Source organism: Sphingomonas sp. 320_CC (assembly GCF_059691795.1).
The window spans coordinates 87,930-103,289 of sequence record NZ_JCAWAE010000004.1; the positions used below are offsets into that span (position 1 = coordinate 87,930).

16 protein-coding genes are annotated in these 15,360 nt (G+C 66.2%); all 16 read right to left on the bottom strand.

Features of this window, described 5'->3' with window-relative positions; all coding sequences use genetic code 11:
- Positions 1 to 37 precede the first annotated feature (37 nt).
- Positions 38 to 913: an SDR family oxidoreductase gene (locus tag AC59GX_RS16190; protein WP_426282349.1), complete on the bottom strand. Its 876-nt coding sequence runs from the start codon at positions 911 to 913 to the stop codon at positions 38 to 40.
- Between the two features lie 110 nt (positions 914 to 1,023).
- On the bottom strand, positions 1,024 to 1,344 hold the full coding sequence (locus AC59GX_RS16195) for an HNH endonuclease (protein ID WP_426282452.1): 321 nt from the start codon (positions 1,342 to 1,344) through the stop codon (positions 1,024 to 1,026).
- Between the two features lie 72 nt (positions 1,345 to 1,416).
- Positions 1,417 to 2,337 (bottom strand): glycosyltransferase family 2 protein, encoded by a 921-nt coding sequence (locus AC59GX_RS16200; RefSeq protein WP_426282348.1) that lies wholly within the window; start codon positions 2,335 to 2,337, stop codon positions 1,417 to 1,419.
- Positions 2,334 to 3,266, bottom strand: a complete 933-nt coding sequence (locus AC59GX_RS16205) for a polysaccharide pyruvyl transferase family protein (protein WP_497302074.1) — start codon at positions 3,264 to 3,266, stop codon at positions 2,334 to 2,336. Before AC59GX_RS16205 ends, AC59GX_RS16200 begins: the two co-directional genes overlap by 4 nt.
- Entirely contained in the window at positions 3,263 to 4,336 is a 1,074-nt protein-coding gene (locus AC59GX_RS16210; RefSeq protein ID WP_426282346.1) for a glycosyltransferase, read from the bottom strand. The genes AC59GX_RS16205 and AC59GX_RS16210 overlap by 4 nt, the downstream gene beginning before the upstream one ends.
- Positions 4,333 to 5,262 carry a galactosyltransferase-related protein gene (locus AC59GX_RS16215; protein ID WP_426282345.1) on the bottom strand — a complete coding sequence of 310 codons (930 nt, stop codon included), beginning with the start codon at positions 5,260 to 5,262 and terminating at the stop codon, positions 4,333 to 4,335. The genes AC59GX_RS16210 and AC59GX_RS16215 overlap by 4 nt, the downstream gene beginning before the upstream one ends.
- Before the next feature lie 51 nt (positions 5,263 to 5,313).
- On the bottom strand, positions 5,314 to 6,009 hold the full coding sequence (locus AC59GX_RS16220; RefSeq protein ID WP_426282344.1) for a PIG-L deacetylase family protein: 696 nt from the start codon (positions 6,007 to 6,009) through the stop codon (positions 5,314 to 5,316).
- Between the two features lie 7 nt (positions 6,010 to 6,016).
- Positions 6,017 to 7,225 (bottom strand): glycosyltransferase family 4 protein, encoded by a 1,209-nt coding sequence (locus AC59GX_RS16225; RefSeq protein WP_426282343.1) that lies wholly within the window; start codon positions 7,223 to 7,225, stop codon positions 6,017 to 6,019.
- Entirely contained in the window at positions 7,225 to 8,055 is an 831-nt protein-coding gene (locus AC59GX_RS16230) for a sugar phosphate isomerase/epimerase family protein (protein ID WP_426282342.1), read from the bottom strand. The genes AC59GX_RS16225 and AC59GX_RS16230 overlap by 1 nt, the downstream gene beginning before the upstream one ends.
- Complete coding sequence (locus tag AC59GX_RS16235; protein ID WP_426282341.1) at positions 8,052 to 9,572, bottom strand: YcaO-like family protein; 1,521 nt, start codon at positions 9,570 to 9,572, stop codon at positions 8,052 to 8,054. The genes AC59GX_RS16230 and AC59GX_RS16235 overlap by 4 nt, the downstream gene beginning before the upstream one ends.
- Positions 9,569 to 10,384, bottom strand: a complete 816-nt coding sequence (locus AC59GX_RS16240) for an MBL fold metallo-hydrolase (RefSeq protein ID WP_426282340.1) — start codon at positions 10,382 to 10,384, stop codon at positions 9,569 to 9,571. The genes AC59GX_RS16235 and AC59GX_RS16240 overlap by 4 nt, the downstream gene beginning before the upstream one ends.
- The gene (locus AC59GX_RS16245; protein WP_426282338.1) at positions 10,375 to 11,370 is read right to left on the bottom strand and encodes a Gfo/Idh/MocA family protein; all 996 of its coding nucleotides are present in this window, start codon (positions 11,368 to 11,370) and stop codon (positions 10,375 to 10,377) included. Before AC59GX_RS16245 ends, AC59GX_RS16240 begins: the two co-directional genes overlap by 10 nt.
- Positions 11,371 to 11,372: 2 nt before the next feature.
- The gene (locus AC59GX_RS16250; RefSeq protein ID WP_426282337.1) at positions 11,373 to 12,482 is read right to left on the bottom strand and encodes a class I SAM-dependent methyltransferase; all 1,110 of its coding nucleotides are present in this window, start codon (positions 12,480 to 12,482) and stop codon (positions 11,373 to 11,375) included.
- On the bottom strand, positions 12,479 to 13,372 hold the full coding sequence (locus AC59GX_RS16255; RefSeq protein WP_497302075.1) for a hypothetical protein: 894 nt from the start codon (positions 13,370 to 13,372) through the stop codon (positions 12,479 to 12,481). The genes AC59GX_RS16250 and AC59GX_RS16255 overlap by 4 nt, the downstream gene beginning before the upstream one ends.
- On the bottom strand, positions 13,369 to 14,547 hold the full coding sequence (locus tag AC59GX_RS16260; RefSeq protein ID WP_426282335.1) for an inositol-3-phosphate synthase: 1,179 nt from the start codon (positions 14,545 to 14,547) through the stop codon (positions 13,369 to 13,371). Before AC59GX_RS16260 ends, AC59GX_RS16255 begins: the two co-directional genes overlap by 4 nt.
- A gap of 193 nt (positions 14,548 to 14,740) precedes the next feature.
- Positions 14,741 to 15,103: a GNAT family N-acetyltransferase gene (locus AC59GX_RS16265; RefSeq protein WP_497302076.1), complete on the bottom strand. Its 363-nt coding sequence runs from the start codon at positions 15,101 to 15,103 to the stop codon at positions 14,741 to 14,743.
- Between the last annotated feature and the right edge of the window lie 257 nt (positions 15,104 to 15,360).

Here is a 15,360-nt window from a genome sequence, read left to right on the forward strand (position 1 = left end):
GGATCGATGGACGGGCGTCGAAGCGCCCGCTCGCTCGTCAGTTGATCGGCACACCCCCGGTGACCGCGATCACTGCACCGGTCATGTAGCTTCCCTCCGACGACGCGAGAAGGACATACGCCGGAGCAAGCTCGGCCGGCTGTCCCGCGCGACCGAGCGGGGTATCCTGGCCGAGTTTTTCCAGTTCCTCCGGCGACTTCGCGATGGGCTGGATGGGCGTCCAGATCGGGCCGGGCGCCACGGCGTTGACGCGAATACCCTTCGCAACGAGCAGATTAGACAGCCCGACCGTCAGGCTGGAGATCGCGCCCTTGGTCGCGGCGTAGACGATCATGCTCTTGGTCGCGACCTTGGCCTGCTCGCTGGTGGTGTTCACGATCGCCGACCCTGGCTTCATATGCGGCGCCGCGGCCTTCGCCAGACGGATCATCGCGAACACGTTGGCCGCGAAGGCGCCCTGCATCTCATCGTCGTCGATGCTGTCGAGATCCTCGTTCATCGTCTGCGCTGCGGCGTTGTTGACCAATATATCGATCCCGCCAAGGTCGCTGACGGTCCGCTCCACCAGCGCGACGCAGTGATCGCGGTAGCGAATGTCGCCCGGCAGCAATACGCATCGCTGTCCTGCCTTTTCCACCCAGGCGCGTGTATCTTCGGCGTCTTCGTGCTCGACGGCGAGATACGAGATCGCGACGTCCGCGCCTTCACGTGCATAGGCGATGGCCACCGCCTTGCCGATGCCGGAATCACCGCCGGTGATGAGCGCGACCTTCCCCTTCAGCAGCCCCTTGCCGACATAGCTTTCCTCGCCGTGGTCGGGCTTGGTCTTCATGTTGGAGACAAGCCCGGGGCGCGGCTGCTGCGGTTCACCAGGGAAGCTCGTCGGGTGGCTGGTGCGCGGATCATCGGTCATGGAAAGCGTCCTGCTGTTCGGGTCGCTGAAGGAACGGTCCTCCGATCGTTAAGTGCCGCCTACGTCGAAGTCCGTTGATGATGACCGATCGATCGTCGAGGCCGGTGTACTCAGCGGATATCGGCGCGGCGGGTGGGGGCGTGAAAATCCGCGGGCTTGTCGGCGATCCAGCGCAAGAAGCGACTGATATCCGGGCGTGCTTTCAAGACATCGAGGTCCGCGAACTCCGTCGCCAGATCCTGGTTCGAGACGCTGGCATGAATGATACGGTGACAGATCGGATGAACCGGCATGACCTCCGTACCACCCCGGCTTTTCGGAATGCGGTGATGCCATTCCACCTTTCGCCCCAAGGGCCGCTCGCACAGCCCGCATCGCCCGGCATCTTCGGCAGCGATCGTCCGCGCCTCCGCCTCCAACAATCCTGCCATCCGCTTCACACGTCCGCCCATGGTTCGAATATGGTGAATCGTGGAGGAATGACTAGCAGGTACAGTGGCTTATCAGACGAACCGTGACATGTTTCGCCGGAGGGCTATCCACCAGAAGTAGGTAAAGCCCCGGGCCTTATGGCGCAGCCGAAACCAGTAAAACCGTTTGATGCCGGCATGCGTCTTCACAGGCCGCGTCCAATCGAAGCGAACGGCAAGGATATCCTCGACGACGGCACGAAGCGCGCGTCGGTCGGAGACGAAATACTTGGCGTACAGCGCGCCGTCGCCAAAGCTGTACCCTGCGAGCAACCGTGTCTCGTCTTCAATATCACGGCGACCATGGTGATGATCGACGACCATCAGCGGGTCATAGAGCACCGCAACGCCGAGGCCTGCGGCACGAAACAGGAAATCCGTATCCTCCGCGGAGACGAATGGCCCGCCCGCCCCGAACCGTTCGTCGAAGGATCCCGTCAACCGCGGGACATCCGCGGTGAACGCCAGATTTGCCCCCATGATGAACCCGCCCGGAAACCCGTGCGACGGCGCGACCATGGGATGGTCTTCTAGCTTGATCGTGACGGGGAGATCGGCCGGGTTGCCGAGCAGGATGCGACCGCCGATGATCGCCGGCCCGTTGGCCCTTTCGAACGCGGCGCAGACGGCCGCGAAATAGTCTTGATGCAGGACGCAGTCGTCGTCCGTCATCGCGATCATTCGCCCGGTGCACCGCGCAAGCCCAGTATTTCGCGCGCGGGCGAGCCCAGGATGCGGTTCGTGGACGAGGTGGACCGGGAAAGTCTGTCGCGAGCGCCATTCCGTTAGTCGGTGCGGCGTGTCGTCGACCGAGCCATTGTCGACCAGGACGACCTCCACGGTCGTGTTTCCGGCATACGCTGCCGCGCTCTCCACGGACTCTAGCGTAGCCGCCAGCGAGCCGGCGCGATTGCGCGTGCAGACGAGCAGGCTGACGTCGATGGCGGCAGTCACCGCGCGCCGACGAGCTGCTTGGCAAGAACCATGGCGTGTTCGATCGTCGAGGCCCTCGTCACGATTGCGTCCGGGGCAGGCCAGGCGGCGAGATATGCGGCGATCTTGCCGTAGTCGTTGTCGAGAACGACGTGCGGAATTCCCAGGAGGTCGGCGAGGATGTGACCGTGCAGCCGGTCCGTCACGACAACCCGCCCCTGCGCGAGCAATCGCAGTCCGCGGTCGACACGTGCGACGGCTTGGGCTTCGCGTGCTTTGGCATCGACTCCGACCGGTAGATCGGCATCGTCCCACAGCCAGTCGACGACGGTCGCAGTATCGGCCGATGGTACCGCATAGCCTTGCCGCTCGTCATCGGTGCGCATCAGCATCAGCACGTCGCATTGGGCCGCGTCGCGCGATTGCTCGCCGAGCGCATACGCCGAGTCCGGGGCGAGGTGTGACGGGCAGATCAGATGCTTGCGGGCGAAGTCCAGGCTGCGGGTATCGCGGACGTACAGGACGAAATCCGGATGGTCTCCGACCAGCGCGGCGAACCGATCCACTTCGGAAGGCACGCGAAAATGGATCGACTGCGGTAGCTGCACGACCGGTCGGTCGCGGACCCTTGCCAAGATATCCTCGCGAAACCGCTGGTGATGCGGCCAGATGTCGCCAAGGTTGCCGCCGCCATGCAGGAACAGCACGCCGTCGGGGCAGACACTACGAAAGGCATCGAGATCGAAATCGTGCCAGGTCGAAACGTAGCACGGATCGCGCTCTGTTATCTCCCGCAGCATCGCCAGTTCGCCGAGCCAGATCGCGCTGTCGCCGACGTTCGCATGGTCCGGAAAGTCGACCAGCGCATAGCGAGAACCAAGCTCGACATGCGTCCGGTATAATGCGGAGAGCAGCGCGTGCTGCTCTCCCAGATGGTCGCTGTTCGTCATGCGACCCGCCCTTGTTCGTGACCGACCACGTCACGGTAGAGGTCCTCGCATCGATCGAGCCACCGATCACGGGTAAAGGCCGTCTCGACCCGATCGCGTTGCGCGGCGCGGGGTCGTTGGATAGCCGCCGTGATCGCGTCGGCAAGCGCGGAAACATCTCCGGGTGGTGCGAAACACCCTGTCTCGCCGATGACCTCGCGTAACGCGCCGCGGTCGAATGCCGCCACGGGCAGACCGCATGCCATCGCCTCGACCGCGACCAGGCCGAATGGTTCGTCCCAGCACGGCGTGAACACGAACACCGAAGCGCGACCCATCTCCGCCGCAAGCGCCGATGCATTTAGATGTCCGCCATAACGAATGCGGCCGTCCAGCAGCGGCGCGACGTCGGCTTCCCAATAGTCGCGATCGTCGATTGGACCGAACAGCGTGAGCGGGACGCCGCCCATCCGAGCCGCCTGCGCTGCGCGATGTGGCGCCTTGTCCGGCGTCATCCTGCCGCACCAAACCGCGCTGCCATCGCCTCGCGCGACGAACGGCCACGCGTCGAGGTCGATACCGTTATGCAATACCGAGGCTTCACACGGCGGGCCGTCCGGCCACCAGGCGGCAAGTTGGTGTGCCGAGGTCGCGGTCAGGCGGTGGGTCGGCGCGACGCTGGCGTGCACGAACCAGCGCAGCGCGTCGTAGGGCGGGACGTGCAGCGACGTGACGGTCGGGACCGCCGCGGTCCGCGCCGGCTCGAGCGGGAAGCGGTGCAGGCTGTTATTGTGCACCACGTCGAAACCACCGGCGGCGATCCGGTCGCAGGCAGCGGCATAGCCGTCGTCGAGATGCGCGATCAGCGGCACGAAACCACGGTGCTCGGCCCCCGGAAAGGTGCGTTCGTAATGCTCGGGGATCACGGCATCGATCGTAAATCGCGGATCGCTGTCCCCTGAGGCGAACAGCACGACGTCGTGGCCGCGCGCCTGGAGACCCGCCACCAGATGCCAGCATTGCGATTCCATCCCGCCAGCAAAGGGTTGGGCGATAGGCTGGCGGACATGGCAGAGGACCGCGATCCTCATTCGGCCGCCGCGGCTCTCTCGCTTGCCGCCAATCGGTCTTCGAGCAGGCGAATAACGGTCGCGGTATTGGCATAGGGCTGATGGCTCTGCTGCCCGGTCAGCGCGAGATCGGCGGCGTCGGGGCGGCGCAGGATGCGGATCGGCCGACCTGGGGTCGGATCAATCAGGCCCATCAGGCGGAATGCCTGAAGCCAATGGCCCATCGTCCGGTAGCCCCATTTGGTCTCGAACAGCTCGGCGTTACGCACGACGCTGTCGAGATGGTGCACCGGGGGCATGTGGTGCGGATGATATTGGTGATAGGCCAGACCGCCCTTGATCCACGCGATCTGCACGCCGGCCTCGTCGAGCGCCTTGCCGAAATCGGTATCCTCGCCGCCATAACCGACATAACGCTCGTCGAAGCCGCCCAGACTTAGGAACGTCGTCCGCCGCATCGCGAAATTGAGCGACCAGAAACAGCGATAGTCGGTGCAGATCTCGATGCCCTGCGGCGGGGGACCGCGGCGGTCCGAATGCTTCACCGCGATCTCGGCGAACCGGTCATACTGCCAATCGCCGTCGGTCGCGCCGCCCGGCAGGTACAGGACCTCGCCCATCAGCAGCCCGTCGAACGTGTCGAGGAACCCTGCGTAATCCGCCAGCAGCGTGGGCGTCGGGATACAGTCCATATCGAGGAAGACGATGACGTCGCCGGTCGCCGCGCGGGCCGCGACGTTACGTGCGGAGGCGAGGGGAAGGGCGTCGGCGACGACCTGCATCTGGCGGATCGGGAACGGCGCCTCTGGCAGGTCGTACAGGTCGTCCTGCATCACCGCGACGATCAGCTCGGTCGGCGGCAGCGTCTGGCGCACCAGCCCACGGACGACGTTGACGAGATGGTCTGGACGCCCCTTGCCCAGGGTAACGACGGAAACTTCGGTCATGATGATGGCTCTGCTTGGAATTGGGGACGCGCGGCGGTGGTGGCCGGTCGATCAGAACGCTTGGAGGGGGTAAAAACGTTCCTCGACGATCCGCTCGGTCCGCTCGGTCATCGCTTCCACCCCACCGAACTGGAAGCCGAGCTGCGACGTGTACGCGGCACAGGCGGCGATCCGACGTGCGCGTGTCTCTGGCGTTAGGTGTTCGATCACCGCGGGCATGGCGGCAACGCGGTCTTCGCGATCGGCATAAGGCCAGTCTTCCCATAGCAACACGGTGTAATCGGCAGAGGACCGCCGGATCGCCTCCAGAACGACGTGATGGTCGACATGGTTGCCAAGGCACAGTGGCCCGAGGACGAGATCAGGCCGTTCCGTCGCGAGAAGCTCGGCTAGTGAAGCCGCGACATCGACGACGATCCGGTCGTCGGGCAGCCGTGCCGCGAACAGCATCTTTGCCAAGGTGTAACCACGGTGCGGCGCCTCCAGGAACGGCAGATGGATCGCGCGCGCACCAAGCGCTTCGCACGCCACGTGATCCTCGGCACGGCGCAGCGCCATATAGTCGACGTCCGCGCCAAGCCCCTTGTCGAGCTGGCACGCGAGCGCGAACCCGGTCGGCTGTGCGACGTTGCCGGTAAAGCACGTCGCGACGGTGACATCCCAGCCCTCGTCGACGCGCGACGCCAGCAGCCCGCCGGCGGAGAAGGCGGCATCGTCCAGATGCGGCGATATCGCTAGCAGCTTCATCGATCGCTCACAGGAGATGCGGCTCGCTGCGGAAACGGCAGGGCGTGATCGGCAGGTCGGTGTCGAAGGCGGCTTGCGGCTGGTTACGCAGGTCGCGGTAGATGCCGACGATCTGCTGCCCGACCGCGTCCCAGCTATACACTCGGCGGCATTCTTCCAGCGCGGCAGTCGCCAAGCGCGTGCGGAGGTTCGTATCGGTAATGACGCGGGTCAGCGAGGCTGCCAGCGCCGGCACGTCGCCGGGATCGGTCAGCAGCCCATTCTCGTAGTCGCGGACGCAGTCGACGACGCCGACAGCTTGGCACGAGACGACCGCGAGGCCGCATGCCATCGCCTCGAGGATGGTGTTCGAGAACCCCTCGGCATAGGTCGGCGACACGAACACGTCGTGTTCGCGGTAGAGTTCGGGGACCGCGTCATAATCCGCATAGCCGCTGAACGTCACGCGCGCAGTAAGCCCGAGTTCGGTCGCGAGCGTTTGCGCGGGGTCGACGTCAGGGCCGATGCCGGAGATGGTCGCGTGCCAGTCGCCGCGCACGTCCGGCAGCGCCTGGAGGAAGTCGAGCACGCCTTTGCGGCGGTCGACGCGGCCGTGATAAAGCAGGCGGACCGGACCTTCGGGCGCAACACTGGATGCCGGCGTGAAATGGTCGGTATCGACTGCCCCCGGAACGATCGTGAACCGGTCGAGTGGGGTGCCGAGCCGATCGTGGACTTCGCCCGCGAAACTGTTGCCGCCGATCAGCAGCGCGCCGGCATGATCGAGCACGCGGACCATCGCGAGCCGGTGCGTCTCGCAGCACGAGCCGACCCAATGCCCGTCACCGCCCTGGATCGACACGACGCAGGGCAGTCCGAGCCGGAGGGCTGCGATCATCGTCGCCCAGCCGGTCGGATAGCCATATTGCGCGTGGAGCATGTCGAACGGATTGACGGCATGATCGCGTGCTATGGCCTCGACGATTGCGTCGATATCGCGCTCGAAATCGCCGCCATCCTGTTCGCCCAGCGCTTCGAGGCCGACGACGCGCACGCCCCGAACCGGTGGCGGGGGGCCGCCGCCATATACGCGCGCGCGCGCGGGATCGCCATAATATTGGCTGATCATCGTCACGTCGTGGCCCGCCGCGACAAGCTGGCGCAACAGGTTGATCGCGTAGATCGACATCCCCGATATCGCGGGGAAGAAGCGGCGCGAGACGAAGCAGATCCGCATCAGTTAAGCGCCGCGCGAAGATAGGCGATCGACTCCGGAATAGCCTGATGCGCGCGGGGGCTCTCGCGCGACAATTCGACGCAGACCAGTTTGTCGAAGCCGATCGACTCCAGCGCGGTGAGGATGGCGGGAATGTCCATGTCGCCCTGGCCGAAGGGGAGGTGCGTATGATCCCCGCGGCGCATGTCTTCGACCGCGACGGTACCGAGACGGTCGGCATAGGCGTGCACCGCGGCGTCGGGCGCTATATCCTGCGTGACGAGGCAGTGGCCTGTGTCGAGCGCTAGCCGCAGGTCCGGATGGCGGAGCGCGAGTTGCGCATAGTCCGCGACGGTCTCGATCAGCATGCCGGGCTCGGGCTCGAGGCTGACGGGGATGCCGGTGCGAGTGGCATGTTCGACAACCTTGCCGAGCCCCGCATCGAGCCAGTCGAGTGCGTCTTCACGCGCGATACCAGGCTTCGGTACGCCCGCCCAGAACGACACGGTCTCGGCATTCAGAATCGCTGCGACCTCGAGCGCGCGGGCGAGGAACGCAACGCGGCGGTCTCGGCCCTCTGAGTTTGCCGTGACCAGCGTCGGTTCATGCTTGTCGCGCGGATCGAGCAGATAGCGCGCGCCGGTTTCGATCACCGAGCCCAGCCCGAGCGACCGCAACAGCGCGCCGACCCGCTCCGCCTCGCGCGTCCAATTGTCGGCAAAAGGATCAAGGTGATGATGATCCAGCGTCAGCGCGACGCCGTCATAGCCGGCGTCGGCGATCAGGTGCAGCGCGTCGTCGAGCCGGTGGTTGGCCGCGCCGTTGGTGTTGTAGGCGAACCGCAGCGTCATCGTGCCGCCTCCGTCTCGAGGCTCTGTTCGGACCAGGCAACGTGATGCGCTTCGGGCTCGCGGTAGAGCGGATAGAGCGGGCCGACGATTTCGTCCGCCAGCGCGGTATCGAAGAACGGCTGGCCCCCGAGCCGCGCGACTGCTTCCTCGGTGAGGCGGACGGGCAGGCGCGTCGCGCTTTCTTCGCCGCCGAAGCTGACCAGCGGGCTGTCGAGCGCGACCAGCTTGGCGACGTTGCGCTCGCCGATCCGGTAATAGCTCATCGTCTCGACTTCCATGCCGGGCACGATCACCTTGACGACCGCGACGCTGGCATCCGCGGGGGACATGTCGACGTAGAGAATGTCGAACCCGGCCGCCTCGACCGCCTCTCTCGCCAGTCGTCCCCGCGCGCGCGCATCGGGAACATCCGCGCGGGGCAGGTCGGCAAAGGCGTGGCGGCTGCGCTCGGCGAGCATCGTGCCGGCGAGCCAGTCCCTGAGCGTCGCTGCGTCGACATCGGTCCAACGCTGCATTTCCGAGAACGCGCGGCCATCGCTCGATTTAGCGGCACCGCCGGCTTGCGCCATGAACCGGTCGATATAGCCGGGTGGCGCGATCGTCTCGGCAAGCGCCATCGGGCCGTGCGCGAAGGCTTTGCGCGCGCGGCTGGCGGCGTATTCGGCGATCGCCTTGGCCAGCGCCTGCACCGCGTCGGGGTGCGCCGCCTCGCCGCAGGCCGTTGCCATGATCGGCACCGCGGGTTCGCGCGCATCGACACCGACGCAATAGACGTTGGCGAGGCCGAATTCGTCGGTCGCGAACTTGGGGATCACGCGGACGTCGGCGGCGGCGAACCGGTTGATCAGGTCGCTGATCTCGGCAGGCAGGCTTTCGGAGAGGTCGATCGCGACGCCGCGGTCGAGCGCGCGGAACAGCAACCCGTTGCCGTCGCGCTGGAGGATCTCGCACAATCCGTGGCCGATCGCCCAGTCGAGGTCCGGCCCCGCGCCCATCCCGTTCGAGATAATCGTCGTGAACGGCACGTAGCCGGGCGCCAGTTCCTTGGCGGAATAGGCGGCGAGGTCGATCGGTACGAGGACGCTTGAGCCGTCCGCCCACCGCCTGGCCTCGACCCAGTCGAGCGGCGTATTGCGGTCGACCGGGGATCCTGCGGGAAGGCACAGCGTCAGCGGATCGGCGATCCCGCGCTCGCCGCGTTCGCGGACGAGGTCGGCATAGCTGCCGTGCGTCTTGCCGCGCGCTGACAGGGTGAGCGTCGGCCAGACCATCTCGGCGATCTCGCCCAGCGCACCCAGGATTGCGGCCTCGTCGGTCGCCCCATAGCCGACGCCGTACGGCATGATGCCGCCGAGGTCCGCGGTCTCCGGGAACAGCGCGACCACCCAGACGGGGATGCCGACGCGGTCGATGCCGTCGATCGGAAACGCGACGATGTCGCCGGCAGGGAACGCATCAAGATACAGATGGCAGGCCGCGCCGAGTTGCTCGGGAAGGCCGGTGATAGTGCGGGTCATAGCGGAATCCTCTTCACGCCCGGCGCACGAGCCAGCGCCTCGTCGAGCACGGCGACAGCGACGTCGCGACCGACTTCGGGGGCATATTCGAACGGGGTCAGGACGGCGTCGAACGCCAACGGTGCGATCACGTCTCGGTACTGGCGGATCTCGCCATGCGTCAGCGGGATGTCCTTGTGGAACGCCTTGTGGCTCGAGATCGCGTGGCTGACGCCTGCCGCGTCCTGGTCGATCTTGAACATGTCACCGCAGAACAGGCGTTTACCGACCGCATCGTGGAGCGCCGCCTGGCCTTCGTAATGGCCGCCGACGTGATGCAGCGTATAGCCTGGGGCGATCTCCAGCACGTCGTCATACGGCGTTGTGACGCGGAACGCCTTGGTCATGCCGAGGTCGTCCTTGTGGATCGCAAGCATCTCCGGCGCGCATTCGCGCTGGAGCTGGAACAGCGCGCCATAGCCATGCGCATGACTGGCCGCGAGATAGCGTATGCCGCCCAGCCGTTCGATCTGTTCGAGCATCGCAGGCGAATAATAGGGCGCAGCTTCGAAAGCGATGTTGCCGCCCTCTCGGACGATCAGCCAGCCAGTACCGCCGAGCCCGAGATGCGGTGTCGTGGTGAAGGCCCAGAGATCGTCGGCCACCTGTCGCCAACTGCCGTCATGGCTTGCGGCAACATCCTGTTCGGGGAGGAAGCGCCAACCATCCTCGGGCAGGTCGTTGCGCGTATCGTTGCACACCGGACAGTCGGCGGGCGCGAAATGGCGCTGCCAGAAACCGCAATGCGCGCAGGCATACCAGCTCAGAGGCATGATCGCGCCTCGGTATAGGCGGCGTCGAAAAGGCGCATCAGCGACAGGTCCCTGTGGATCGAGAAATCATGCGCATCGCCGCGGACGGCGGCGGCGAACGCGGCGGCTTGCGCGGTGAATGGCGACAGCGCGGCGTCGAAGGGGAGGGCGGTCTCGTTCCCGGTGCGTGCGCAACGCCGCATCACGGTGCCGCCTTCGGTCTGGCCCATCGTGTCGGTCGCGACGAGCAGGCCGTCCTCGCCGAGGATTTCGAGCCGGCGGCGGGGCAGCACTTCGGGGCAGTTATAGGCGACATGGCTCTGGACCAGGATGCCGCCTGCGGTGCGACCCGACAGGATGCCGCCATCGTCGACCGGATAGTCATGGATGCGCCGCTGCAGGTCGATATGCAGGCGCACGAGCGGTTCGTCGACCAGCATCGCCGCGAGATCGAGGCCGTGCAGTGCGAGGTCGATGACCGCACCGCCGCCCGCGGCCGCCGGATCGGCGCGCCAGTTGCAGCCGCCGCCTTGGCTGGACGGCGACCAGCTCGGGTCGACCCAGCAGGCGTAGACGATCCGTACCGCGATCGGTCGGCCGATGGCGCCGTCGCGGATCGCCTCTGCCATCGCGCGATGTGCGGGGTGATGGCGCTGGTCGAACGCGGTGCCGTAGAGGTGCCCCGCGACTACCGATCCGATGGCTTCGGCATCGGCCAGCGTCGCGGCGATCGGCTTTTCGCACAGCACTGGCACGCCCGCCGCTACGGCGGCCCGCACCGGATCGGCATGAAGATTATTGGGCGTGGCGACGTAGATGCAGTCGAGTGCCGCATCGGCCAGCATCGCCTCGGCGGTATCATAGGCGAGGATGCCGCCGGACAACGCGCTGGCCTGCGCGATCGGCGAGGGGTCGGCGATCGCGACCAGCGTCCCGCCGGCGGCTGCGATGCCCGGCGCCATGTAATCGCGCGCGACCCAGCCGAAGCCGACGATCCCCCAGCGCATGCTTACCACCGCGCCGGCAGGTCGAGGATACGGCGGTTCCGCGCCGCATCACCATCATCCGACAGCCATGTGCACGCATCGCCATATTCCGCGCGGTAGCGATCGGAGGGCCAGTCCGGGGTATCGCCGTCGAGCAACGGATTCGGTTTTAGAACCGCATCGACGAGAGGCATCGCCAGCCCGCCGGTCAGGGCACGCGCAGCGCGGCCATCCGCCTCGACGCCATCCGCCTCAATGATCGACCATGCCTCGATAGCGGAATCGTCAGACCATCGGGTCGCTACGGGCGCATCGCTTGCGAGCAATGCACGACGCAATTCGCGCTCGTCATAAACGACGGCATCTGGAAACAGCGCTGCCCATTCTGCCGAAGCACGTGCCGGTCCCATTGCCCCGCCAGAGACGGCGGCGTTGTGGAGATGGCTCACGGCAAGCACGCCGCCGGGTGCGACGGAATCACGCAGCAGCCCGGCGATCCGCGGCTGGTCGGGCAGGAAATAAAAGGCATCGTGACACGCGACCAGGTCAAACTTGTGCGTCTCCATTGGCCACGGAGCGGCCGCGTCGAACACGACATACTCTGCGGTCGACGCGACCCAGTGCTTTGCAAGCCAGCATTTCGAGAACACGACGTCTGCGCCGACGCACGCGACGCCTCGCGCTGCCAGCTCGCGGAGATAGTGGCCAATCCCGCACGCCAACTCGAACCCGGTCCCGGGCTGCCGCCAATGCGCCTCGACCAGCGCGAGCCCGGCGAGGTACGTCGGATCGCTCCAGCGATGCGCGAAATAGTCCGCGACGGGCCCCATCCGCAGCAAATTCATCGCCGCACGCAACGACAGCGTGTCACGCTCGCGCACCAGCTGCTTCAGCTCGCCGAGATCGGTCGCAGGGCCGGTCCACCACGCATCCTGATCGGTCAGCAGCGCGACCAGCGCATCGTCCGGGCAGCCTGCGTCGAGATGGTCGAGCGCCACCGCCACCAGCCCCTCGCTGTCGGTCCGCAGATACGGGATGCCGTCGACCACCGGCCAGCGCTCGCCAGGTGCGGCCAGCGAATGCGGCGTATCCGCGACGAGCGGCCGTCCGGTGACGGGCGAACGATAGGTCACAGCAGGCCGACGTCCGCCAGAACGCGGTCGTGGAACGTCTTGACTGGCCCGGCGTGGACCAGTTCGTAGGTATGCAGGACGCTGTCCATCGTCGCCGACGCAGCGCGCGTGTGCTGTTCGATCTCCAAAACACGGTCTAGGACGTCGGCGGCGTGGAACGCGCGTGCCGCGGGCGTCGCGTCACCCGCAATCGGCAAGATCGCCGCGCGAACCTGCGCCGCGACCGCCGGGTCGAGCATCGCCATCGCCTGCTCGCGCGCTGCGTCGATCACGCAGTCGAGCAGGTCGCCGAGCAGCACTTCGCCGGTGAACCCCGCGTCGGGCATCGCCGCATTATGGAAATGATGCGCCATCGACGCGAGGAACACCTCCGCCGGGTCCGCGCCGTAACCGGGTGCCGCGAGCACGCCGTACACCGCGACGATTAGGCAGTGCTCGGCATGGTTCTCCGGCGGCTGGAGCAACAGGCGCGGCCGACCCGGACAGGTGACGCCCGCACGCGGCTGCGTCGCGAGTTGCGTGACGAACCGCGGCACCGGCCCCACCGCCGGTGCGCCCTCGGGCAGTGCATTGCGGAGGTCGGCCGCGAGCGCCGGGTCGAGCAACACCGCCACCTCGTCGAACCCGCGTTCGAGCACCGCACACGCTTCCGCATCGGACAGCCCAAGCTCGGCCAGCGTCGCGCGGTCGAGATCACCCAGTCGCGCCGCGGCGAGCGCGGCGGCGACCGTGCGACGCATCACCGCCGCCGGCGCCTCGCCCGCCGCCAGCGCCGCCCAGCCGCGCGCGAACAAACGCTCGGCGATCGACCCCTCGCGCTCCGCCGACCGGATCCGCTTCAGGTCGCCGAGTTCGCGCAGCAGCGGCAGATGCGCCGCGTCGAACGTCATCGGCGATCGAGCCAGGTGTCGAGGATCAGCTGCTGCTCGCCGAACGCGTGGATCGGCTCGCCGCCGTCGGCGGTCTGCGGCATCTTGAAGAAGATCCCCATCTGGTCCTGCACACCGCCTTCGCCGCGCGTCTGCGCCAGCGCCAGGCACCGCGCGATCTCGATCGCGAGAGGGGCTGCCAGCACCGAATCCTTGCACAAGAAGTTCAACTTCAACTGCATCTTCTGGCCCAGGAAGCCGGTCAGGTCGATGTTGTCCCACGCTTCCTTGTTGTCGCCGCGCGGCTTGTAATAATGGATCATGATGATGTGATCCTCGACCGGATAGCCGAGGATCTGGTCTAGCACCGACTTCTTGGTATCGACCTTCGACGCGAGGCTCTTGGGATCGTCGAGCGCGAGGCCGTCCGAGTTGCCGAGGATGTTGGTCGAGAACCAGCCGTCGACATGCAGCGCACGATCGCGCAGCGCCGGCGCGATCACCGTCTTGAGAAGCGTTTGCCCGGTCTTGCCGTCCTTGCCGGCGATCGGCACGCCGCGCTGGCGGGCGAGTTCGGCAAGCGGTGCGACGTCGGCGGCGACCGACGGCGTGAAATTGGCATAGGGCGTGTCGCTAGCGATCGCGGCATAGGCGTAGAGCATCGCCGGGCTGATCGCCGCGTCGTCGGCATCAAGACCGCGTTCGAAGCCCTCGACGCTAGTCAGCGCGTCCGCACCGAGATCGGCCTTGCGCTCGGTCGAGGCGAGATTGATCATCACGACGCGGTCGAGATTCTGCTCGCTCTTGAACCGCGCGAGATCGTCCTGGATGTGCCGGACGGCGGCACGGTGGCCGGGCGCGGCGATCTTGTTCGCGCCGTCGATGTTCGCGCAGAAATCGGTCGAACCGACGGCCGGCCAAGGTCGCATGTCGGACAGGCTGGACGCGCCGTTGGCGAGCTCGCTTTCGCTCAGCACGCCGTGCTTGAGCGCGGCGGTCGCGAGGTCGTCATGGCTGAGGTCCCAGCCGCCGAAATGGAGATCGCGGTATGCTGCCATGCCGTCGACGTCGCGGCTGGCGAGCGGCAGGCCCGACAGGTCGTTCGACCCCGCGCGGATCATCGCGATCCCCGCGGCCGCGGTGGTGGCCACCGCGCCATTCAGTCCGATCACTGCGATCCCGACCCGTTCGCCCATAATTACGTCCTCTCAAAACTGAGCGCGTGGCTAGCTGTCCGTAAAGTAAAGTCCACCGAAGTCTGCGGAAATTGCCGCTAAACTGCTCCGGGAATTACATATGTTGCTGTCGCGAGAGGGGAAGACGATTAGGCCTCGTCGGGGCGCCACCTCGTCAGGAAGAGCCTTGTTGGGTTGATCAGATTCTCGATACCTAGTCTTGAACGAAAACCGCCAGATTGAAAGTCGGGTCCGCTATCCGCCAGGGGCCGCAATCAGACCATTGGGATCGATGCCGTCGATAGGTCGATAAAGTTTCCCATCCCATGGTCCGATACAACGCCCGGCTATTCGCTGTTGCGACGAGCAGTTCGGGCAGGTTCGGATCACGACGCTTCGCGCGCAGGGCGGTCATCAGCGCCCGGCCAAGCCCTTTCCAGCGGTGGTCGAGAGTTGTCAGGATGCGTCGTAAACGAACGCCTCCGCGGTAACGGCCGCAAATCCGCTTGTCGGCACTCTCCAACTTTCGCAACGACGCACCGCCGTCATGAAGTCCCCGGTAAGATCTACGCGCCACCCTGCGGGAAGCGCTGACGGCAGAGCATCGGGTGGGCTGCTGACCTGGAGCAGATGGCCTGGGCTGCTAACCCCTTGAGCCAGTTCGACGAGGCCCGGCGCAATTCGAGATTCCGTACGTTCTGTTCAGCGCCATCGGGAGTCGATTGGGCTTCTGCTTGATCACGCAGCAACCAACGATCCCACGCCTTTCCAGCGCTAAGCCGGGGCATTGTCGCATTGCCCTTCCGATCCGACCGCGTCATTGTCGCGCACTCA